The 24,161-nt window shown below is 42.9% G+C and carries 15 protein-coding genes; all 15 read right to left on the reverse strand.

What is annotated here, in order from left to right; all coding sequences use genetic code 11:
* Positions 1-6: 6 nt before the first annotated feature.
* Positions 7-168, reverse strand: coding sequence for a hypothetical protein (locus C0Q44_RS30345; protein WP_181151102.1), 162 nt, complete (start codon positions 166-168; stop codon positions 7-9).
* Positions 168-1,211, reverse strand: coding sequence for a hypothetical protein (locus C0Q44_RS20810; RefSeq protein WP_105409138.1), 1,044 nt, complete (start codon positions 1,209-1,211; stop codon positions 168-170). The genes C0Q44_RS30345 and C0Q44_RS20810 overlap by 1 nt, the downstream gene beginning before the upstream one ends.
* Positions 1,212-1,223: 12 nt before the next feature.
* Positions 1,224-1,553: a hypothetical protein gene (locus tag C0Q44_RS20815; RefSeq protein WP_105409139.1), complete on the reverse strand. Its 330-nt coding sequence runs from the start codon at positions 1,551-1,553 to the stop codon at positions 1,224-1,226.
* Between the two features lie 22 nt (positions 1,554-1,575).
* On the reverse strand, positions 1,576-3,186 hold the full coding sequence (locus tag C0Q44_RS20820; protein WP_105409140.1) for a hypothetical protein: 1,611 nt from the start codon (positions 3,184-3,186) through the stop codon (positions 1,576-1,578).
* A gap of 223 nt (positions 3,187-3,409) precedes the next feature.
* On the reverse strand, positions 3,410-4,555 hold the full coding sequence (locus C0Q44_RS20825; RefSeq protein WP_105409141.1) for a DUF1349 domain-containing protein: 1,146 nt from the start codon (positions 4,553-4,555) through the stop codon (positions 3,410-3,412).
* 16 nt (positions 4,556-4,571) lie between these two features.
* On the reverse strand, positions 4,572-4,961 hold the full coding sequence (locus C0Q44_RS20830) for a hypothetical protein (protein WP_105409142.1): 390 nt from the start codon (positions 4,959-4,961) through the stop codon (positions 4,572-4,574).
* A gap of 11 nt (positions 4,962-4,972) precedes the next feature.
* Positions 4,973-9,229, reverse strand: coding sequence for a hypothetical protein (locus tag C0Q44_RS20835; RefSeq protein ID WP_105409143.1), 4,257 nt, complete (start codon positions 9,227-9,229; stop codon positions 4,973-4,975).
* A 44-nt stretch (positions 9,230-9,273) separates the two neighbouring features.
* Entirely contained in the window at positions 9,274-14,910 is a 5,637-nt protein-coding gene (locus C0Q44_RS20840; protein ID WP_105409144.1) for a hypothetical protein, read from the reverse strand.
* Positions 14,911-14,988: 78 nt separating this feature from the next.
* On the reverse strand, positions 14,989-16,134 hold the full coding sequence (locus C0Q44_RS20845; protein WP_105409145.1) for a hypothetical protein: 1,146 nt from the start codon (positions 16,132-16,134) through the stop codon (positions 14,989-14,991).
* Positions 16,135-16,150: 16 nt separating this feature from the next.
* Entirely contained in the window at positions 16,151-18,031 is a 1,881-nt protein-coding gene (locus C0Q44_RS20850; protein WP_105409146.1) for a hypothetical protein, read from the reverse strand.
* An 11-nt stretch (positions 18,032-18,042) separates the two neighbouring features.
* Positions 18,043-18,453 carry a hypothetical protein gene (locus C0Q44_RS20855; RefSeq protein WP_105409147.1) on the reverse strand — a complete coding sequence of 137 codons (411 nt, stop codon included), beginning with the start codon at positions 18,451-18,453 and terminating at the stop codon, positions 18,043-18,045.
* 18 nt (positions 18,454-18,471) lie between these two features.
* Entirely contained in the window at positions 18,472-18,888 is a 417-nt protein-coding gene (locus C0Q44_RS20860; protein ID WP_105409148.1) for a hypothetical protein, read from the reverse strand.
* On the reverse strand, positions 18,888-22,028 hold the full coding sequence (locus tag C0Q44_RS20865; protein WP_105409149.1) for a M23 family metallopeptidase: 3,141 nt from the start codon (positions 22,026-22,028) through the stop codon (positions 18,888-18,890). The genes C0Q44_RS20860 and C0Q44_RS20865 overlap by 1 nt, the downstream gene beginning before the upstream one ends.
* Positions 22,029-22,043: 15 nt before the next feature.
* On the reverse strand, positions 22,044-23,396 hold the full coding sequence (locus tag C0Q44_RS20870) for a hypothetical protein (protein WP_105409150.1): 1,353 nt from the start codon (positions 23,394-23,396) through the stop codon (positions 22,044-22,046).
* Positions 23,397-23,496: 100 nt separating this feature from the next.
* The gene (locus C0Q44_RS20875; RefSeq protein ID WP_036607803.1) at positions 23,497-24,147 is read right to left on the reverse strand and encodes an S-layer homology domain-containing protein; all 651 of its coding nucleotides are present in this window, start codon (positions 24,145-24,147) and stop codon (positions 23,497-23,499) included.
* Between the last annotated feature and the right edge of the window lie 14 nt (positions 24,148-24,161).

The raw sequence follows: 24,161 nt of genomic DNA on the forward strand, positions 1-24,161 counted from the left end.
TATCTGCTAGATTTTTGAAAACAGTGTTTCCCCAGTTGCCCCACCGCTAACTGCACCAGTAGCATATTTTTTCACTTCCCACCACGAGTCCCCTGCCATCTGTAATTCGACGTTGTTTGAAAATTCAGATATTGTACTCACCCATGAGTATCGTTTAGGTACTGCCATTACTTGGACACCTCCGTTGGTAATTCGAATAATATGGCTCGTTGTCCTTCTCCCAAGAGCGTGTTGCTGTCAAAGAAGTAGGGTTGAATATATCTAGTCTGACCTGAGATGTCGACCCAATATTTGTAACTTGTCGGTTGTTGTTGATCTGTAACGTGAAATACATGGTACCTTTTACCATCCAGATCAATCATCGACCCGTCTGGATGTTGGTTAGCATCTTTAAATACTGCAGACCTCATTTGTTGAAATTCACCTCGTACTCCTTCCTTAGGTTGAAACACATACCAGGGGGAAACAAAATACCGATTACCTGAACCAGGAGAGGTGGCTTGGGCACTAGTACAAAAGTTATATAATTCGTACTTTTTGTTATTACGGGAAGTTCTGACTACCCCTCTACCAACACTGTATAAATTATTATTTGCCCAGTTAGTATCATTTCCAATAGGTGCATGAGAGAATATACCAACAAAATTATTCTCTATAGCCGGATCTTCTTTCTCATAAGATGTTAGATTACCCATATATAACCTAAATGGATAAGCGTTTCCGATATTTGTAATAGCTTCTCCAAAAATAAATATAGCTTCTTTCAATGGGAACACTGTCCACTTGTATGTGATATTAAAAGTTATATTATTAGACGAAGTATGGAAGGGGACATTACTTTCTTCTCCAATAGCAAGTGAAACATCTGGGTAAGGCTCCTCTCCAACAGTAGGACGGTTTAAACCACACCTTAATTGGTAACCAAAAGTAGTCCATCCATACGAAACAGAAAGGTTTAGACTCAAAGTAAAAAATATCGAAGGATCATTTATATTTTCAAGTGTCACAGCACCCAGAGGATTAGAATATGGCTGATTCTGTGAATTGTAGGCCTTCGGCTGAGAATACGGATCTTTAGGATAGTAAGTTACCTTCCAGTTCACATCTTCATATGGGAAAGTGTTCATCTCCGTTGCCAAAGTACTCAAAAAATTGGTCACGGTACTCGTGAACTCGTACCGTCTAAATCCCTGCACCACTGTGGCCGTCATGCCCTCACCTCCTTAAATACCATATCGAACTTTCAATTCCTGAAGCATCGACTCTTTCATTGCTGTCAGAAATACGGTGCGGATCTGCATCTGTCTATCTTGCTCTTGACGTTGTGTATCCTGATCCACAAGCTCCTGACTAATTTCGTCTTTTAACTCAAGAGGGACTGCCTGTTCCAAACCTTCCAGCATCGGAAGGTACTGCTGCCCTGTCCCATCGAAGATAATATCGCTCCGCAACATAAACATCAGGAGTTCCACCTCTTCCTCTGTAATTGGCGTAAGGTTCGTACCTACCATTTTGTCAAATAAAGGGCGAAATCCGGTTTTAATTTTGGTCATTGAGAAATGTGATTCCACTCTATCAGCCTACCTTTCTTTTTTGGACGCCAAGGATATTTCCATCCGAATCGTACTTATATTTTTTTACTATTTTCGAACCATTAAAGTCGACCATCTCGGTATCCACACTACCATCAGAGTTATAATTGTATTCAATAATCTTTATAACTAATGGTTTTATATCGTTGTTATATGTAATCTCTTTGATAATTAGGCCGCTTAGAGCGTCATACTCAAAATAAACGTCCTGTTCTTCCATATCTTCAAGCTCAGACACACGTTGCTTAATAGAGCTGTCATCATAGGCTGAACTGCCTTGTAAGTAAAAGTACATTGCCCCATTGTTTAACTTGCGTCTAATTCTTCCTTCTTCACGTTCGTAGGTTATCGTCTTAACTTGCCCGTCACTCTCCGTAATGAGTTCCGCTGTAAGATTCCCCTCATAATCGTACTCATAATCAATAACGCGGTTAATACCTCCGGTAATAATCTCACGCTTCATTCTGCCTTTGGAGTCATACTCATACTCTGATGTTGAAGACGTATTGATGATCGATCCTCGGCTAAGCAGTGTCACACGGGAATCTACCGGAATATCATAGAGAAAACGAATCTCCGTATCCGTATATTCGATATAATCTTCCCCGGGAGTTACCCTAATGCCATCCAGAAGTACCTCTACACTGTCAGAACCAATGCTATACTTTGGACAATAAAAGCTCTTTTGTTCTGAAAGCCTTATATCAGGTGGGTACTCAATACGAAAAATCGATTGATTTTCCATCGTCCCTCTGGATGCAGCAAGCTCCAGCTTAGATTGCATATGGTTTAAACGATCCGGCAGCTTATCAAATTCAAAGCCATCTTTGTCTACTCTAGCATCTGACACTTCAGCCTTAGTCTCACCCAAACCTTCAACTTGTTTGGACAAGTCTTCGGTATGATCAATCCACCTGACCACTTCTTCGTCTAATTCGTTGATCTTGGATTGAGCATCTGTGATTCTTGCTTGGAGATCTTGAAAATCCCCTGTAGACAACGTTTTGGTTAGATAATAGCGTTGGTCTTTAAGATATACCGCATCATAGGTGGCACCTGTAGTGACAGATCCCAGAATCATGCCGTTATCGGGTTCATCGGAAATCAACTGATGTATGAAGGTTCCATCATTCTTTAGAAATATATAATATCTAGTATCTTGCCCAGCTATAAAAGAATAGAAAGACGCCTCTTTTTGAACGAGTATACTGTTAATGCTTGCATAACCACCGTTGATCTGAACCTTAAGCAGACCATTAGAATCAATAGCTGCCGCGCTTATTGCCAAATCAGATAATGGGATCGTTTTTAGTTCATCAATAGAATGCTCTATATCCGATATAACATCTGCAAGTGATTCACGATTCCCCCGAGTATCTCCTAATTCATTTTCCAAACTCGCCAAACGTTCATTTTGTGCATGAACATCCGTGCTTATATCCGTTACGATTTTCTCAACTTCACCCAACTTGGACTTCTGGTCTTCCAACAATATTCCCTGATTCAAAACCCGAGGTTCCAGATCAGCAATACGCAATTCATGACCGGTTATCCCTGTTTCATTCTGTTTGCCTACAAGTTCTATCTGATCCAAACGCTCGGGAGGCTGACATAAACGCTTCTGGCTTCCTCCATCTCTGAAAGATACTCATCAATTTCTTGGTGGGATCGAGTCCCTTTGTTTAGCAAACTATTGTGGTCAAGCAACTTGCCATTGTTCGATCCTGAACTTGTCCCGCTAAAGCGGACAGACATATTCTCACCTCCAACTTAACCCTTGCTAGATCTATACGTGGTAAAGTGTTCAAAGTTTAGTCCTATATATACGTTGAAGAAACTTTGATTCCGAACGTGACCTGGGCTTCATAATTGGTGCTGGTATCCAGCCTCTCTACTCTCACCCAGAATTGATAAGGGCTTTCTGGAGTTATCTCGGTTGCGTTCACTTGCATACTCCAAGCTCCTGGTTCTCCCTCAACATCGGGCGCTAACCGAACTACGTTTTGATACTGATCTCCCCGATAAGAGGCAAGCTCGAAGTTAACATTTTGAAAAACACCCTGATTCAATGAATTTTTGGCAATAAACAACACATTCTCCGTTACGGATTGACCAGAGGACATATAACCGAGGAAACGTTCCTGGTTGTCTTGTAACCGCATATCAAGGAATTCTCCATTGTCGCTATACTCACGATAGTAAAGATCCACTCTAGGTTCAAAGTAATATGTATCGCCTCCATATATACTTAATATGTCCGACGCCTCAAATCTATTGTGGTCAGGTAAAGTCACAGCAAAGCTTCCCGTAAGCGGATATCCATATCGTTGAAGGTCAAACATGACTGATGTATTCTCATATTTACATATCTTGGTTTCAAGAATTTTTCCTGCCTGATCCCGGAGTTCAACCTGATAACCTTGTTTCAGATTATCTACCTTCACTCTGGTACTTCTTTGAATTCGTATATGATTAATGAGTAGCGGTTCACCTTGTGTTCCTGATTCTAAGAAAAGCCCGATCTTAGGTACAGAAGAGATGACTTCCTGATTACCAATAAACCGCCATATCTTACCATCCTCTGACCAGTATGCGGAATATACATTAAAACTTCGTACCAGACGGATCCAAGGATAGCTTCTAGCTATCCCTTTTTCCGCATCAAAATACTCTTCCAATTTCACCACATTCTCATCGTCTGCATATACAATAAGTCCCCCGGAGTCTCCCTCAACAGTTGGATTATACTCATTCTTGACATCCATCACGAACTCTTCAATTCGGGTTAACTCCGTGTAAAACATATATATTGGAGACTCTCCATGTCTTAGTTCCAGTACCCCATGATCAGCATTGTATCTTCCATGATCGTCAGTCAATACTTCCCACCCTGAGTCAAGTTCGGATTTATTGAATTCATCAAAATAGATTAGCCCTTTTTCCTGACGTTTCACAGTTCCCATCCAGATCCTCCTTTCTTTACGTAAACAGCCAAATCCGCTTACCGATTACACACATTTTCGGTCTTGCTTTCCAAACTTCCAGCAAGCATTTAATAAGTGCTTCAACACACTTGTCTCCCCCACCGCCTTCGCAGTAAGGAATGACATAGACATCATCACAGATCCAGTTGGTCAGTTCCATCCAGTCCAGATTAGCGTATTCGTAACTACGCGTACCCACTTCCTGAAGCGAGGTGAACACCCATTTGAATTCATGTTTGCCCTTGGGCACAGGATGTGAAAAGGTATAGTATCCACCATCTTGAGTGAATGTTTTGATCAGCTCGTTATCAATGAAGAAATCCAGTTGACAATCAAACGGTTCAGGTACCCACACCCATCGTTCGTAGGCTTTAAAGTCATGCACCCGGAAGGTGGTCAGATATCGTTTTCCTGTCCAGTCGCTGATCTGCCCTTCTGATCTGTTGTAATCTCCACTTTATACTTGCTATAAGGCTTGGGAGCCAGATCATTCAGTTCGAAGCCACGGTACCCATCCCCGTAATACTTTTCATCCCACAACACTTTTCCATCCTCGCGGGTAATTTTCACGCGCATATTACTGTTATCGCAGCCGCCCATCCAGATTGGTTTGTTATTCCAAACTTCGAAGTGGGTCACTTCTGCCCAGGATGGATCAACTTTAATAATGTCATCAATATTAAGTTTTCCTCCCCAGATCATGGCGCCATCTCCAGGGCAGCCCTGCTCGAATCGAACGCGCACCTCGTAGTTTTTCTTCTGATTTGAAGTGTTTTCGACTTCAATTGTGATGACCTGATCATCTTGATTTGTCACTGGTCGTGGTGGAATTAATAGTTGACCGTTCTCATAAGTTTCAATGACAATTTTGGTTCCTTGACAAGCCCTATCTCTATTTTCGTACAATCGAATAACGTCGAGCCAGGCATGACTTCCACCATCTGGCGCAGTCGTATCTGGGCTAGGTGGATTCCATGAATCTTCTCCTGGATGGGGAGATTTATCCTTTAGATATATCCCCCCCTTCGCATCAGTGCAATAAGCGCCCCATGTTTCTGTAAAGCTCCCATGACTAAGCGTGAAACCACCAGCATCAAGACCCGTAGCGTTCGATGAACCCTTATTTTTATGGAGTGTGTATGTAATCGTATATTTAGTTCCTGGTTCTAGATTATCTGGAGTTTGGATTCTTTCACCTATTTGATTACCTGATTCCACTTTTAATGTTTTAATAAGGATTTTTTTCTTATTTTTATTATTTGTCAATTCAACATCCACATAAGTTTTATTATCATAAATGGAATAATTAACTAATTTTTCTCCATTTTTACCATTAGGATCTTCAGTCCGAATTTGAAGGTTCTTAATGGATGCATGATAAGGTATCCCTTTTGAATCTTTATCTTCGTCTTTCAAGGTATCCGTAAGTCCAATACACAAGGTATAAATACCCGGCTCCTTAACAATCTCTTTTTTGTTAAAAGGTATTGCATCCTTCCATTGCTTATCAGTAATGGATTTGTAGTTAATTATTCCTTGGTTGTATCCTAAATTTTTCTTCTTATCTAAGATGACTACACCATGTTTCGCCTCTACTTGTGTACCTTTGTAATACTGGACTCGAAATCTGGCTTTCTCATTCCCGTCAAATAAATAACACATGTAATCGAAACTTATTTCAAAGCTTCCATTACAATAAAATTCAACGTAAACTTTTCTGGTGTGTAAACTTCCAAAATCTGAATCTTTATCACCTGGTTTGGTATTAAGGACATCTATTGAGTAATAATTTAAATTTTTACCCGGCTCTTTTATTCCTGCTTCTGCTTTGAAAGTAGAATCTTTAAGCGTTCTTAATCCATTTACCTTTAACTTTTGAACGGGGTATACAGTGAGATATTCCGAGTATTCAATGGTCCCAACGTCGGAAACAACAAAATCTCGTTTAATGACTTTATTATTCGTAACACCTATCGCATATGCTCCACCAGATCCTGAGAAGACCTGTCCCTGATTATAAGCCTTCCACAAAGCATTACGATCAGACTTACCTGAATAAAGCTTTTGCCCGTATTGAATGTCATGATTCTTGAACGAAGCTGGATAACACTCTTCTCCAAAAGGATTTTTAACTGCTATACCTGATTGATCATTACCGGTACCATTCCCTCCGGAATTTGCTGATCCATTTTCTGCTCCGCCTGTACTACCATTACCTGGTGCATACGCCTTACCATCCCGGTAAATCCAGCGGAAACTGTGACTCCCCGATGGTAATGGATACATACAATTTGTTCCATCGTCTCCATTGGATTGACTCCCTGTCCAGACTGAAACACCATCAATTTGAAGTTCCAGTTTCTCGCCGGTGTCAAATTCCCCTCCATACTGCCAGCAGATATATCCTGAGTTGTCTAACTGTGCTTCAAACTCGCATATGAAATCCTGATCATGACCTTGGGCCCACATCACGCCATCTCCGACTACAACTTCTTTCCAATCCCAACTCCCTATGAACCTCAATGCCTCATCATAGTTGCCTTCGTCATTAAATATCTCTTCAAACACGTTCTCATCTCTTGTACCTCCTTTATCAGGATTGTACGCGGGGTCCATTGAGGGATAAATACGCATATGCTCTTTTACACTAAACTTGGCACCAGGGTTCAACTCCGCCTTATACGTAATCGTATCTCCATGTTGTTCTGTCCTTGCACCAGCATCCGTAACATCCCAGTTCCTTGTCACATCAACATATGAGCCTAGCGGAGATAAGGTACGATATGTATTGCCGGTGTTGTTTCCATAGGTGAACGGTTTATCCATCTCATATATGAGTGGTTCTTCGGTCAAGCGATCTCGAATATAAAACTGTATTAAATTAATACCAGCCTCCAAAGGGATTCGTATCTGATCTCCGTGACTTTGCATGGTTGTATAATGTTCTAACATGCCGTTGACTGTTACCTCGAACGCTTCAGTAGTCCTCAATTGATGTGAGTAACTGAATAAAAACCAGCCATCATCATCTAAAATCACCTCTGTTTGGGCAATCATATCACCTTGCTTTGGTTCATCCAGACGCAATGTATCATTGTGACGAATCCAACTGGGATTTCCCGACATTGTCCATTGATAATTCCCAATCCCTTGTCCATAAAGACTGGGCTCCCAGTGATCAATTTCTTGAGGTGGACAAATGACCTCAACTACCCCTTTCAGGTCAATGGTCGTATCATGCCCTGCAACAATTTCATACTCAATCTTGGCCAGGTCGGTTTCCGTTTCTGAATATTCTCCATTTAGTATCCACTCCACACCATGCACTGATCGAGCATAGCTGCCATGATCTCCATCCCCGCGCTGGGTACGTTGAAGCATTTTATCGTCGAAAAACAACTCATAATCATGATCAGGATAGGGCTCTTCATCTACACCCATTTTGTAGGCAAATGAGATACTTCCGTTACATTCGTTGTCCAAATCCATTATCATCGTTTTTTTTCGTAAGTCATCTGCAATAAATTGACCTTGAAAATGCGCTTGTGCCACACTTTGTGGGGATCTTACTACCCAATTACCGTACTCATGTACATGCTCCCCATCCAAATCATAATCCAGAGGCGCAGGCGGCTTACGTGTATCCACAATCTCAACGACTTCAACATCCTTGATATAGATGCCATTGTTCTGCCATACTTCGGGTCTCATTTTGCGGATTAACCAGTCGAACTTGTACATCTGTCCTGGCTGCAATGTAAATGTAGCTTCCTGCCATCCGCTATTCTCGCTCCATTCGCCCCCAACTTGCTGCCCATTAATATAGAACAGCATGCCATTACCGCGCTTAGCACTAGCCAGGTACTTGAACCTGATCTGTCCATAACGCTTCACACGCCAGTTAAATGTAATTTTGGATGAGTTGCCAATCTCCAGAAGTCCTAGGTCCAGTTTCAAGATCATCTCTGAACCAGATTGTTCATTTCGCCCTACGGAGTGGACAGCTACCCATTCCTGATCCTCCGTTGAGGATACATATCTGAAGAAATCAGGGAATTTATTCGAAAACGGAACATCCTTTTTCATCGAAAAGAGTGGAATCTCATATACGGTTGCATCAAAATGATTAAAGTAATTCCCACTAAAATGATGGTAGTAGGGTGCCGGACAGATCGGCAATGACACACCATGATGACTACCGCCAGGCTTCTGAGCGTTTTCAAGAATCTTGTGAATACAGTCTTTCACCATTTGCAGAACTCGCTGATATTGTGTTTTGTCTGGAGGCTGCTGCTGTTCTACCCACCATTCAATCCTGCGGTACATATTCCACAGTGCTTCACGGCATCGTACACTCGCATACCAGGACTTATCTTTCAGATATTGCTCAATGATTTGATCAATACTGTTTTCCAGTGCATCCAATTGAACCGTCTGCCATCGTCCGATTTGACCGTACCCTGGATCACCCAGAATAGGATTATTTTCTTCACCGTGTCGGTCCGTTTCACTTCTCGGTGCATTGGGACTCTCCGGGAGATGCTCTGGATGGTTAGGATTGGCATAATCGTCTTTATCAGCTATCTTAGCTCTCATATTGGCGAACAATACGCCTTTCTGAGACATTGTAAACAATCCAAATGTATGACCCATAAAATCACCTCGTACTCGCTCTATACGAAAAAAAGAACACTGAGTTAATCAGTGCCCGTCAAATCGTATTGTAGTTTGGAATCGGTATAAATTTGCAGTTTACCTTTCATGATAGATACCGAGATTGTGTACCATCGATCCCTCTCCCATTTAAAAGGTTGCATCGGAGAACCTATAGACTCTTTTCTCCCTCCGACGACGTGATATAGCTGCATCGGTGTCCTCATGTCCAGAGCATTTGTCGAATCACCACCATTGACCATAAACATCCAATAGTTATTGATATCTTGCAATTTAAAGATAATTCCTACGCCATCGTCACCCTTCTCGTTTGCATCCACCTTGAAATCGACAGAGAATTTATACTGATCTCCCAGGAAATTATTTCGATACCATCCATTCATTTGAGAAGTTTTATTTTTACTGTAAAACTTACCGAGGAGCTCATCCCGTTTCCAATCTCCACTTCCGAACTCAATCCAATCATCTGCCTGAACAAGTTCAAGAGCATCCATCTCTTTGGAGTAAGGAAAATATACGTTGAACGGATCATGAGGATCATACTCTTCTGGCACTCCAAACCCGCCTTCCCAGTCTTCAGGATTCATTCCACGGTCCAGCAGATTGTCGGTATAATCGAAAACAAGTCCCTGTGCAGTAGTGTCCATAATGGGTAGATAACCTTCAGTCATTCGATCCCGATATGCCAACACCGAATTCGTCTCAATCTCAGAAGATCGTCCTTCCACTTTGGCTTCATGATACACCTTCATCAGGTGTGCTGTTCGTTCTGGCAAAAATGCATAGAGTTGCTCCAAGTATTCTGCTCGCATCTCCGGTCGTTCAGCAAAAATAAAGCCTGTAATCACCTGAGCGCATCTTTCTTCAAAGGTCGCGAACGTATCCTCCGGATTTTGTAACTCAGATAGGCGCGCATTCGCTAACGATGCCTCTGTTCTTTGGTTCTCCAGATGAGAAATACGCTCATCTTCTCGGTCTGCGGCGATGACATCCTTCTGCACAAGTGCAACTCTACTTTCAAATTCTGAATATGAAAAGTCGTCAATTGAATGTCCTGCGCCACTTAATTTGATTGAAATGTTAGAATCTTCTGGATTAAATTCACCATGAAGACTCTTTTTAAGTGCAGTCACTATTTCGTATGTCCATATGGATTCACGCGGGTCCATTTCCCCGGTGATTTCTTCAGCAAGATTAGCGTGTCGCTCTGTGTTCGTGCCTGTCCATGTGTAATGATTAAATTCACCATCCGCCTGTTCCTTCATTCCTTGTGCACCATTCAGCAGGGAACCACTTTGATCCAGCTTTCTACTATATAATTGCTCTTCCACATGTCCAAGTTGTTGAATTTTTAACGCCTCAGAAGGTGTGACTATTGTGCCATAATTATTTACCTTGTCACTTACAATAGATTTTTCCCACTCAGCATGGGATTTCTCTTGTATACCAGACAAACCAGATTCAACAACAGCCCGACGAAGACTTAGAATCCCCGTTATTCCTTCTTCAAGACCTGTAATCAGCTCGTTCTTTATTCCTGCTAGCTGTTCTTCAACATACGCATCTCTTCCAAGTTTATATCCGTTGTTAGTGAAGAGATATTCAGATTTCATACCATCTTTAGAAGCGAGAAGGTGTTCTTCCAAATTGCCATATTGAGGCTTGGTAGAAAAAAGTATTTCTTCGATCTTTCCATACTGAGGTTTAATTCCGAGTAGCTGCTCTGCCAAGTTGCCATACTGATACTTGGTTGACTGAAACTCCTCTTCGATCTGCCCATATTTGAGCGGCATACCTCCAATGGACTCGACAGGTACGTCTGCGTATCTTGGCTTGTCCCCACCCTCAAGATAATGATCCATCAAGCCATATTGATATTTACTAGCAACCCACTGTTGCTCCAAGTTCCCGAACTTGTAGACCTGACCCAGAAAATCTTCATTTATCCATGAGTCCTTCACATGTTCCGTCAGATCCAGTGCCCACTCCTGATGACCATACTTGGTTTGCACAGCGACTATCTGTTCTAACTGATCTGAATATTTCAATTGAGTTGCGTGTTCCAGTCCTTCTAATTCGCTCAATCGTGCTGAGTTTGTAGCAAATCGGGTATCATCGATCATGTTTGCTTGCTTTAATTCAATCAAACCGTAAGTAGATTGATCAGCTATTACGGCTACGCGAGAATGGGTTTCTGCCATATATCCATCCCCATCATCCCAATGCATCTCAAGCAAATCCTTGTAACCCAGACCTTGCTCCTCATCATAGAGACCTTGTCGTAACAGTGGAGATGCCCATTCATAGCCCTCACTCGTATTGGCTTGACGCAGCCCAGAAGTGCTGGAGGTATACATATGACCTATATCCGCTTCTCTTGTCTGGGATGCTCCTCCTGAAATGATCTGTCCAGTCTGTTGAAGCTCACGATCAACAGCACTCCCCAAGTTGTATTCCTCACTCACAGCTCCTTGTTGTTTGAAACGGGAACCGATGGAGTATTCCTCATTAATTGTGAATTCTCGAAGATCTGTTGAACCTGCAACGTATATATTAGGGTTCTCACCTGAACGAAGGGTAGTTTCTCCTGTTACATAATTTTGCTCGTCAAATAATCCAACTCGGTTGTAATTATAGCCATCTAACACTTCATTCACCGTACCGAAGTCTTCCGGTGAGTAAGCAACATTCATTTCGAAACGTTCTTCTTCAAAATCCCCTGGTGATGCCTGAGTAAATCCAATTGGATTATCAAAATTAAATACGATCGGTTTAGCATCATAATCCGCGTAAGTCACCTCAATCGTTTCTCCACGGTGATCCAACTTCGAACCTGCATTTTGTTCATTCAGCAATCCGACTTGATTATAGTCGCTGTCTTTTTCCTTGATGGACTCGGGCATCTTTTCATCTACATCCCCTTGACGGGAGAGATGATCTGCATCTATAAACGCTGTATCTGTCCATGCATCATCTCTATCTTGATAAGCTTCTGTCATCTCCAAGTCAGTGATTGCCTGTTGCAAGTCCTGAATACCCTCGGCACTGAACGTAATGAGTCCACTCTCACTTTGCTTACTTGAAGAAAGTATACCCACTTCAATTAGTGCATCTATTCTCTCTCGAACTCCAGCAAGAAGGCCTTCGTCTATAAAGGCAACATCATCAGTCCGATACACCGCATCAATCATCATCTCCAGCACAAGTGCAGGTCGATCCAATAATTCAGCGGCGAGCAATGAATCTTCCAGATGTCCCGGATATAATTTATTTCCGATCGATCCACCATCACTAATGAATTTTTCCAGCAACTCATCCATGTAAACCATATGTTTTTGTGTTATATTTTTTAATGATTCCCATATATTCGCTACATTAAGATCTCTGCTACCTTTCAGCGCCACATACATCTCATCGTCAAGAAAGAGGTCTCTACTGTCCCTTTTTTTTAACGCCTCATATACAGTGTCTTCAATGGTAAGCGGCTTCTCATCGCGATCTCCACGTAAATGTTGCGGCATCCAAATGCTTTTCTCGGAACTGCGATCACCCAAGCGAGAAGATCGTATTTTCATGTCATAGGCATCTATTCGATCGGCGTGCTTTTCTGTTTTTGGAAGATACATCACTCGTGGACCAACATGCCCTGTGTGAAACTTCTCTTCTATTAACGATTCGAACTTGTCAATTCTTCGACCTTCTGAATATTCTCTGAGCAGATGTGCTGCTTCCTTGTCAATCCTTGTACTTTCAGGTTTATCTCTTTCGACATAAGCAAATTCTACTTCATCCCGGTGTGCTTCGGGTTTCTCTCGGAAGATGATACCTGACTCGGTAGATTCTCTTGAAGCAAGAATTTGCTTATCCGTGGCCTCAACCGCACCAAGTACAACAATAAGCCGACGTGCCTTGATCTGTGTACTAACATCTTCAATATAAGCAGGATTATGATCTATAATTCTTTTGCCCCAAGGGAACTCCTCGTCTATTCTTGCTGAATTATGATCTATGATACGCTGAGCTTCTGGGAAATGATTTTGGATCACCCAGGGATCGCTTCGATTCTCTCTTAGTGCAGAGAGTAAATGATACCTGTTCGCTGAGGGTCTATCCATATAAGTTTGGACATCATTGTCCATGATTCCCCATGCATGATCTTTATTAATTACGGTAGGTGCAGTATGTCTGTTCCTTCCGAACTCTATAATTTCATTTAAGGACACGATATCCTGCTCTTTGCTCCGTCTATATAATTGCATTTCGGATAAAAGTAGTTCTTTTTTAGTTTTTCTTTGCATTAAAACAGTCTGGTGTACCATACTTGGAAATTGGCGAGTTTTCAATTTAGCCAAGAGGGGTGGCCGCATAATCGATCCTGCTTCGAAATCCTTACGTCTACCCAATCGCTGCACATACTGCATCTGTGTTTCAAAATCAATATGACGCAAAGCATGAGTGAACTTGTTCACTAGTCCGTCGAAACTGCCATTTCTCTCCCCAAGTGTGGGCTGCTGCACACTAATTACTCTTGAATGATCTACAGCAGATAGTATTTGTTTATGCGTAATTTCCATATAGCCTTCTTGCAGAGAACGTGAAGAATTTGCTTTTAGTGTATCCCGCTCTATATCGGTTTCTTTTTGGTCGGAACGCCAGGATTCGTGCATAGTTCCCTTCAAAGTGTCCCGATGATGGCTTTTTGTCGCTGTTAGCACATTTTCATATGAAAGGTTAAGTTCACGCCGAGTCATGGATGAAGCGAATTCCAAAGTTGATAGTGCAGTGTCTTTTAGTCTCTCTTTTACACTGTCGATTACACTCTCTATTATGCTTTGTCGCTCTGTTTCTTTCAAAGCACCATCGATTACCATTTGCTCCGTGAGCATCGTGGCTGTCCGATGGGCTAATGCTAAAATCTCAAGCCGAGTATGCTTCTGATGATCTCTGGCTGATGCCATAATTCGTTCTACTACCGTTACAACTGCATCATCACGACTATATTCTCCTAAATAATCAAGAATGACATCTTGATCTGAGAAACGAACACCCCACTGGGAAGGATGAATTTTGTCCAGATTTTTTAATAAATTGCGAGTTATTGTAACATTCTTGAATATTCTCAACTCTTTGTTATTATCTACACGCCATGCTGCATCATCACTATGTAACTCCGCACTATGCAACTCCTGAATTCGATTAGCAGTCTTTTGTTCAGGGCTATCCATAAAATCACTATTTCGAAGGGAAGCTCGGAAAGCCTCAATCGGTTCTACTAAAGACTCATTCGCACCGAATCGATAACGCATAGCTTTAATTTCTTCTTCAATCTCAGCTTGCACCGTATTTCTTTTGTCTCCAACAGGCGCATGGCTTATATTGACCTGATCTCTTGATTGTCCATCAGACAGAACAATGAATTGCTCTTCCCCTTCTAAGTCTTTCTTAATGGAGTCAATCAATTCCTCTTTTATCGTATCATCAGCAGCATTCCGTGCCATGAAGAAATCCAGCATTAATACGCTGGCATAGCGACTATAGGGAATGTATACGAACATGTAGTCCAGAGGTCTGCTTCCTGTACTACCTACCATAAGCAAATAACCCTGTGAAGTCTTCGCAACGTCACGGATGCTAAAATAATATTCGTTTGTTGTGAGCACTGCATCACCCCCTCCAAATAAAAAGGGAACTCCTGAGCGGAGTCAGGGTTCCCTCTACTGAATCTATACGATTCAGATCTATGCTTGTTTACTTGAGTAGCGTACCTCTTTCAGAATCGCCACACCCATGCGTTGGTTTGCCGACAGATTCATGAAGTTCTGCTGCGTATCTGTATCGAAATAACGATAAACTTCTTGATGCCAAGGTTTTCCCTCCACATCAATAATTAGTTCATCCAGGTGAAGGATATTATGCTTCGTCACCGCAATACAGTTATCAAACTGTCCGCGATAGCCTTCATACGGGTGAACAACGTAAATTGGAGACAAGTGATATTTGGACGTCCATTTGGAAGCCTGGAAGCCTTGTGGTTCCAGTTCAAGCCCCGTATCGCCAAGTTCAGGATCAATAAAGGCTTTACCCACTGGTGGTGCCTGTGTAATGAAAGAAGGATAATGACTTTGGAATTCAATGCCCGATTTGGTCTTGAGCATCTGTAACGTGTTGTTACCTGCAGAAGTATACTGGCCATAATAGTATGTACCGTCTTTGGCAATTGTTGCAATATCCGGTTCGTCAATAACTGCACCTGCCGTCAGCATCACATTTCCATCCACATCATTGAGGTTGTACTTGAATGGCTTCAGAGCACCTACATAGAGGAATGATTTTTTGTAATCCATGAAATTCACAGCCGGATCTGCAACCAGAACCATGGCCAGACGATTATTCATAACGTTGATGTACATATATACCGGTTTTTCTTTATTGCGATCCGTTGGCGTATGACTCTCCAGTGCCCATTGATACAGTACAGGATGACCTGTTAATTTGAATGTTGGTAGTGTCTTTACTGGTAGAGCAGCTGACTCTTCCCCTTCCAGTCCTTCAAGCAATTGGACCGTCAATGTACTATGCTCTACATATTTAGGTGTTGGTGTGATCACTCGTGGAACGATAGCATGATTCGTGAACTGTACATAGTATTTTTTGGTGATTGGCTTTTCCGTTGATCCAATGGTCATGGTCCCTTGCAGAATCAGCAGACTGATCCGATTTTCAGCATCCTTTTCCTCGTAAAATACCTTCCACGAATTATTGTCAGCTGTTTCACCTGCTGTTGATTCAAAAGGGAATTTCTCGAAAGAAGTAATTTCCTCCTTCATTTTGTTCAGAAGGTCTTGGGATGTTGTAATGGTTTCTACATACTTGAAGTTTGCCATGTAATGTTAATCCTCCTTATTTAATTTCCTTGAGTATTGCAATCGTGACCTGATCTGGTGCAGGCGAGTGCTTGAAAAAATTCATCGGCGATTTGATACTGAAGAACTTGTACACTTCGGTCCAGTTACCGCCTGCTGGATTATTACTGTCTTTAGGGATCTCTGTATCTACAATCAGTTCATCCAGATTCACCAGATTCTGATCGTAAATCGCAACGACTCCATCCATATAACCGCGATAACCTTCTGCCTGGTGCACCAGATAAACTGGACTTGCATGATATTTTCCAGTCCATAAAGACTTCTGGAAACCATCTTTGTCTAAAACTAGTTTAGACAGTTCTTTTGGAATACTCCCCACATCAGGATAATTCGGAAGTTGAGTGATGAATGCTGGATAATGCGCCTGATACAACACATTACCTCTGGTTCTGAGGAGAGATACCGAGTCCATCCCGTTTGATGTGTACTCTCCATACTGTGCATACTTGTCTGGATTCAAATCAGTTCGAATCTCATTTTTGGTGTATCCCGTTAGGTCTTGTTTCAAATCTCCCATACCTACGGTTAAGCCAAAGTTGCCAATGTGATCATGGTCATTGAAAGGTACAATTTTGCCAAAATAACCAAAGCTACGGTAATATCCATGAATGTTCGGGGAAGGATCTCCTTCTATGACTACTGCTACTCGGTCATTATTAATCGAAATATGATAGGCTACCAGGTAATCTGGTCTCCGCTTTTTGTTCGGCAGCCATTTCACGGTCGAGTTACGTCCATAAAAGAAATGTGAAGCAGGACTAATTAGTTCTGTAATTCCATCGAAATCCTTATCCCATGTGATACTCGGTGGTGTGTATAATTTGGTTGCTTCTGAATCATTCCACTGCTCATACATCGCTTCTGCTGCTGTCTGATCCACCACAACGGGTGTAGAACCTGGCAATACAGTTTTTGGATTACAGATGCCCGTGAATGTAGCTGACGGATCACCCTTGCTTAATTCGCCAACAAACCCAACACCGTGTTGACAATCGAAGTAATTATAGTCTCCGCCCGCGAAGTTCTGAGGTTGAGTAAACATGATGAAATAATCCCGAGAAGAAATACCCTCTGGTACATCTGGCGTAGCTTTCAGCACTACTTTTGGTGTGGTGTAGTTAGTTGGCTCAGCGACGAAGTATCGTTCGGTGAATGTATATTTTGCTGCGAGTACGAGTTCTGTTGTGTAGTAACGTCTATATCCGTCTACGTTATATTGTTTATGTTCCACTCTGAATTTGAAATTCTGTTTGCTTAAAGCATTCGCCCAATCAGCAGGCATCTCGGTTATAATTTCAAATTCATTCCAGTCTGTATTATTTACTTTTGTCCCATCGGATTTCTTATGTACTTGTTTTACGAAATAAGACCGGAGTCCAATATTGGAAGTCTCATCTGGAATAATAACTACTAGAGCACCCGGGAAATTAATATAAAACGGATTTTCTTTCTCATCAAGAAATTCATGAGCTGAAACTCTGATTTTCTTTCCAGACAACTTATTAGGCGTATCAAATACCTCATGTAAGTATCCATTCTCATCTACAAGTAATCTTCCATCTTCCTGTGCTAGGGTAGACTGTAGGTTGCTCGCCAACTTCAAGACATCATACGATTTACCATCTGTATGCTTATACTTTCCTTGGACGCCTGCACGGGTCATCTCTTTATAAGTCACCCATACATCTGACATGGACTCATAGACTTTTTTCCACTTATTCTCTACATTTGAGCCATTGGTGGTTGGAATCTTCGCCCCTACAATAGCATCGGCCAGGTCGAAAATAATTTGCTCTGCTTTACTTTCGCCGGACACAAATCCACTGAACTTGGTTAATGGTACTGTCTGTGCCATCGTCACCCTCCTTATCTCAAAAATTTGATGTTGTACCAGACCGACTTGGCTTCAGCCACCGCATTGAAGAAATCAAACTGGATGGTCGTTCCCGCCGGAATCGGGTAGACAATTCCGAAACTATTTCCCATAGAAACTGATTCGGGAAGTTCTTTCGAATAGATGGTGCGGCACACCTTTTCGGTCCCGATCATCAGCTCCCAGTAATCGCCGACACAGTAGTGGCTCGCAGCAAACGCAATGCTCAGAAACTCTGTGTCATACGCCAAGGTGAACGTATCAGACTTGGTGGTCTTGGCCGCCGGAATGTCTAACATCTGTCCCCGAATGAACGGGATCGTCTTTTTACTGAAGTGTGGGTACGGCAGCTCGCGCACTTTGTCGATGACGCCACCCGCGATGTAAGATACATTAAATGCCATGGAACCACCTCCTACATGTTATATACGACTTACGCTCGTTCCAGTTAAGCGTCCTTCGTCATCATAATTTAAACCAATATTGTAAGTGAACATCGACTCCCCAGATGCATCATATGTACGGGCTGTCACCTGCATTAACCTGTAATACTTGTAATAATCATAATCCGGGTGGGAGTAGCCCACCCCGGAAGGAAAGTCTTCCTCATCCTCTGAGCCAAACTTCATCCAGATCGAAACCTTCCATGCCGATTCATACAAGAGGTCTGCTCCAGTCACCCTGTCCGGGTCCTGCATGTGCTCCCGATATAATGTAACGGAAGGCTCACCTTCAAGAGGAGAAACATTCGAATTGGAGATACTGCTATATTTGCGAAGTTCCCGGTGGATTAGATCCAGCACGGGAAATACAATATTTTCATTCACAATACCGGCCATTACACCATCACTCCCTTTCTTGCCCACATCATATCAATGACCTGTAACATGCCACGGTCGACCGAATAACTGGTTTTAATACTTTTAATCGTATATACAGCCCGTGTGGTGGTCGTTTTATCGGTCACAATGACGTTGTCGAGCAGATCAAGCGCAGGATTCGCAGGAATGGATACCTGTAGCGTACGGCACATCCGTTTCATGTCAAAAAAAGCTCGCTCTGCCACCTGCCTTTTGGCTTCAACCGTCTTCGCCCAAGGAACGGCCAAGACCATGGTTCGAATCTCTCCTTTGAGTTCGAGCAAAATCTCCTTGTCTACGAAACTGCTCTGACTACCATTCGAGTCGATAACAACGATGTGGCTTCTACCTCTGGACCAATCCGTAGATTTGGTAATGGAGATCAGATTGTCGTTCTCGGAAAATTCTGCTACGACCGATTTGTCATAATTCAGACGTTCCAATCGGTATGTACCATAACGGTCACAGTAGCTTCGATACGGAATCTCCGAGATCACCTCCTGAACAGCTTCCGTAACTTTGGCAGACCATTGCTCAAACGTCCTGCCATACTCCTCAATAAATGGATTAAGCCATCCGTTCGGTGTCAGCACTGTACTTGCGTCCTTAACTTCAAACTCACCTTCCTGACCCGGTACGGGAACAATCACCCTACCCGTCTTCTGATTCACCTCAATCAGATAGGTCTCATCAATCACATAGTCAGGATAAGAGCGATCCTCACTGGTTGCCCGCCAACCCACCATACCTGCATGTTTAACCAGATCTAGTACAACCGTTGATTTGACCCAGGCCGGCTTTTCTAGCTCCACAGGCTGAGTTGGTGTCGGTGTAACTGCCGGAGTGGAGGTTGCTGTAACGATCCAGCTTGCCGGGTCTGCGAGCATCTCCTGATAAAAGGTCCATACATTGTTCACCCAATTCTCCCGATCCTGACTCCAGGTCATCGGAGCAATGTCTCCTCCATTGTGGAAATAAAGTACATCCGCCTTGGAAGTTACTTTTTTCCCTCTGGAAGCCAGTGCTCTGGACATCCGTTCTGCTCCGCGCTTCATCTGCTCCTGAATTCCCTTGTAAAGAGGATTACAATCACTTGTACTAGGGCAACCATATCCAAGAATAAAGCTGCCGTTCTCTTCTTTGCCCTTCCCCAGTGTTCCGAGAACGGTCTCATGCCTGCATATCGCAAGCAAGAACTTATGATCAGGTACGCCATACGCCGCAGCTTGGGCCTGTGCAGCCTGAATAATGGAGGTTGTCCGATCCGTTCCAACTGCTGCAGGCGGCACCGGATCTGGCACATTATCAATCTCATCTACCTCTGGATAGGCTTTTTTCTCTGAAATGACTTTCTCAATAATACGCTTGTACATATCTCGGGCCGTGATCTCCAGCGTGGAGCCTTCGCCATTGATATCCACCTTGTCAATCAGCCCCGTAAATACCCGCATCATGTGCTGACCATATCCCATATATATGCGTATCGGTGTGTTTTCACTCAGAACCCCGATATGGAATCCGTTTGCGAAATAAGACCATGGAGACGGCACGCCCCCAAGCTCAGGAAAATGAGCAGGATTATAATCCGGGGAGAAGAATCCTCTCGGATTGGAGATGGTCAGCCGTGCTTCCCTGGCTTCAGAATCAAACTGATCATCGATTTCGGCACTAATGATATTGGGAAGAACCTGCGTGTCCATATAGACAAAAGACCCGACCTGAATAACATCCGTCTCTGTCCTTCTATTATTGATAAAATCTCCGTAGCTGTTCGTTTGATAATATCCTTTAGACGGATCGAGCCCTTCTTCACTCTTTTGATTCTTCAACGGAGCAGGCAACAACTCTTGTATGCGAATATAATCGATGGCGAACTTTTTATACTTCTCTTTCGAAGCAGGAACAGATCCGGTTGGGATAGTGGGGTTTTGTTTGCCCCCATACGTCACCTTAATCTTGAGACTCTTGGCTTTTGCAGGAACCACGATATTATTTAATTCCGTGAGTTTGGTCAGGTCATAGGCCCCGTTGAACTTATTGACATAGGCATACGTTTTACCATCAATCACTACAGCGAAAGAATCCCCTTCCGCTTCGCTAAAATTAGTCCCCATTCCAATACTAAGCAGCCCTTGAGTGGGCATACTCAGTTTCGTCACGTTAATCTCAAATTCGGCTACGGCGGCTTTGGCTTCAAACGTATACAGCAACTTGCCTCCTGAATCAAACATAGTCCAGCCCGATTCAATCTTGGCATAATCCAAAAATTTCAATCCAGTTGTGTAAACGTTTTTCTCATGCCAGTTTCGCTTGTCGAACTTCTCATTCAGTTTGATCTCTCCGGGATATCCTTCGACCTGAACCGGCTTTACATCAGTAAATGTTGTTTTCGCATTTCCGTGCAACTTGCGCTGGCCCTTGAAATACAATCTAGGATTAACTGGCTTGCCGCCTTCTCCAGTTCTAGTTGTTCGATTGACTCCTTCCCAGATCTCAAAATGTAGATGTCGTCCCTTGCCCGCCGCACGTTCAGCTGCGGACACCTTATGACCACCGGTATACACGCCACCCGTGTTGCCTAGCGTTCCAATGACAGCCCCTTGAGCTACTTCATCATCCACCGAACAGAGGATCTCTTTTAAATGAAAATACTTGGTGATTACACCGTTTGCATGTCTTATATTTACGGCATTACCAGCACCCTTTGTTTTACTATAGGATATTCGAACAACCTTTCCGGCCCATGCAGCCAAAATCGGCGTTCCAATGTCATCCCACAAATCAATACCATTATGAATTCTTGTACCTTTATCACGAGGAGCACCAAAATTATCTGTAACTGTAATGCTATCGATCGTTTTACCCTTGACCGGAAAATAAATCTCCTGAGCATTCGCTTGAGTCGAACCGTTATATATACCATTACTCGACTCATCCACCCAAACGGATTCTGTACTGATGATGGGCACTTGCTCGGTTACGATATGCCTGAACTCTTCCGTCCGTCCCGGGATAAATGCCAACCGATCTACTTCGACACGGATATTGGGAAGCGCCCCTTCCCCCAGCTTCAGACGCTGGGATAGCACATTCATAACCTCATCCGAAATTGGAATCATATTGTAATCTCCCCCTTACTTGAATCGCTCGATGGTCCATTTCATGAATCGGTCCAGGAAAGCTACGGCTTCAGCTCGTGTCATTGCAGAATTTCCAAGGAACCATATCTCTTCCTCGTCTGTACCACCTACAGGTCTGCCCATATCCGTGACTACCGCTGCACCATCCATCTTTTTCTTGATAGGAATGCCATTAATTAGTGGATCATTGTTCGCAAATGTTTCGTCTTCCATTTCCGAGACGGCTATTTTCCAGAAGGCATCCTTGTTCTGTACGACTCGCTCCTTTTTGTCCCGATAATAAATGGCCGAATCTTTGCCGACGTCTGCGAACCTCTCGCTCACATCTTTGAGATAATAGAACGTCACTTCGTCGCCTTCTGACAAAGGCTGATTGAAGACAACCGTGTGGTTGTCAATTTCCGAATAACCCGGTGTTTCTTGGACGTTATCTTTTTTTTCTTCTTTGAATTTCACTGTAATTTTAAGTTTCTTTTTACCTGCCGGATAATTGCCGTTAAGTCTAAAAACCCGTTGTCCTTGAAAAGCCGTAATAGGCTCATTAATACCTGTCGTAGGTGCTTCCTTGTCCGTAAATCTGGCATAGAATACCTTGCGCAACTTGTTAATCAGATGAAAGGCTTCTCCCCGCTGTATAATGGCATTAGGAAAAAAACAATTGTTGTATGCTGGTTTGAGGGTTGTGGCTTTGATATCTTCACTCATGAATTTGTTATTCTTCGTCCAATAATTGAACTTGCAGGTAACACCGTTCAGATTAAAAGGAAGAAACACCGAGCCCCCCGGGCTGACACAATACACATCCGTTCGGTAACCAATAGCCTTTGTTGCAATTTTGGTTACCGCCTCTGCATCTCCCATGGTGTCTGCCCATACTTCGGAAGGAATACTAAGTCTGCGAAGCGGTTGGCCTGCTGCATACAAGTATTCCTGATGATTACGACTGAATGGATCGTAGAAATAGGTCGTCGCTGCACTAAGTACAGCTCTGGGCAGATCTCCAGTCCAGGACATGGGTGGCCTTTTCCAAGCACTGTCCAGCAACGGTTCTCCATAACTACAGAAGGACACCACCTGTCCTGCTTTCACACCGGTATACAACTCCACATCGGTTAATCCCTTACTATTGGTTTCAGCCGTTTGGTAGATTGTTTGAACACCATCAATAAACACATACAGTGGATTGTTATCTGTCGGTTTAATTAGCACAGGCAGACTAAATGAGGTTTGCCCCGCTTTCCCCTTGATTTCTTCATATACAAAAGGCTTGCCTTCCTCAAACTTGTTATAGTTGATCCCCGCAACAAAGACTTCACCATCATCCAAAACCATATTCGTGGCTTCCATAACATCGTTATAGAACCAGTCCCCTTCGTTTACATCAACCCATTTTCGTATGATAAACACCTCCTATCTTTAGAATAGACAGAAAAGAGAGTAGGTCACCCTACTCTCGAATTGTTCGTTCCAACAGACGCTTAGTACGCATCAGGAAAGTAACAAACTCTGCTCTGGTTATGAAGTTTTCCGGTCTGAAATATAGAATAGGTGTGCCATCCAATTGGGTTACAACCGTCAGCCCCAAATCAGCCAAACGTTCAATGGAATCTCTTGCCCAGTGGTCCTTGCCTTCTGTCGTCTGTAAATCCTGAAACTGTATTGCACTCTTACGGTCATATCCATCTTTTTTGATCAGGGTCATGGTCAATTCGACTTTGTACCCCTTCTGATCTTTATCCATCGTATCCTGATGGTAGAAAATAGGGTCAACTTTGATGGACTCTACAACACCAACATAGATATTGCCCTTCTCATCATAAAATTTGTGTGTCCAGCCTACGTACATGGCGTAGTCGTGATAGGATTGCTTATCTTTAAACAGGATGTTAATGATGGCCTTGTACGAAGATACGCCCATCTGATGAAAATGCGAGGGAGCATTAATCATTTTAATCTCCCTCACTTGCGGATTGGGCGAAGGTGAAGAGTACGGATCAATAATTCTTCCGTTCACTGGCTCGAACTTCATGCCTGTATCCACATACAGCTTTCTTTTATACCGGTCATTAACTAAGCCAAATGGGTCTTGCTGAGTCATATCAGAATTCCTCC

It is taken from the genome of Paenibacillus sp. PCH8 (assembly GCF_002968835.1).
GTDB lineage: Bacteria > Bacillota > Bacilli > Paenibacillales > Paenibacillaceae > Paenibacillus.

What these genes read in the sequence shown, in the direction of transcription:
- C0Q44_RS20815 (WP_105409139.1), bottom strand. Translation starts at nt 1,553, where the DNA reads ATGACCAAAATTAAAACCGGATTTCGCCCTTTATTTGACAAAATGGTA.
- C0Q44_RS20855 (WP_105409147.1), bottom strand. Translation starts at nt 18,453, where the DNA reads ATGGCATTTAATGTATCTTACATCGCGGGTGGCGTCATCGACAAAGTG.
- C0Q44_RS20810 (WP_105409138.1), bottom strand. Translation starts at nt 1,211, where the DNA reads ATGACGGCCACAGTGGTGCAGGGATTTAGACGGTACGAGTTCACGAGT.
- C0Q44_RS20835 (WP_105409143.1), bottom strand. Translation starts at nt 9,229, where the DNA reads ATGGGTCATACATTTGGATTGTTTACAATGTCTCAGAAAGGCGTATTG.
- C0Q44_RS30345 (WP_181151102.1), bottom strand. Translation starts at nt 168, where the DNA reads ATGGCAGTACCTAAACGATACTCATGGGTGAGTACAATATCTGAATTT.
- C0Q44_RS20870 (WP_105409150.1), bottom strand. Translation starts at nt 23,396, where the DNA reads ATGGAAGCCACGAATATGGTTTTGGATGATGGTGAAGTCTTTGTTGCG.
- C0Q44_RS20850 (WP_105409146.1), bottom strand. Translation starts at nt 18,031, where the DNA reads ATGGCACAGACAGTACCATTAACCAAGTTCAGTGGATTTGTGTCCGGC.
- C0Q44_RS20825 (WP_105409141.1), bottom strand. Translation starts at nt 4,555, where the DNA reads ATGGGAACTGTGAAACGTCAGGAAAAAGGGCTAATCTATTTTGATGAA.
- C0Q44_RS20865 (WP_105409149.1), bottom strand. Translation starts at nt 22,028, where the DNA reads ATGATTCCAATTTCGGATGAGGTTATGAATGTGCTATCCCAGCGTCTG.
- C0Q44_RS20845 (WP_105409145.1), bottom strand. Translation starts at nt 16,134, where the DNA reads ATGGCAAACTTCAAGTATGTAGAAACCATTACAACATCCCAAGACCTT.
- C0Q44_RS20860 (WP_105409148.1), bottom strand. Translation starts at nt 18,888, where the DNA reads ATGGCCGGTATTGTGAATGAAAATATTGTATTTCCCGTGCTGGATCTA.
- C0Q44_RS20875 (WP_036607803.1), bottom strand. Translation starts at nt 24,147, where the DNA reads ATGACTCAGCAAGACCCATTTGGCTTAGTTAATGACCGGTATAAAAGA.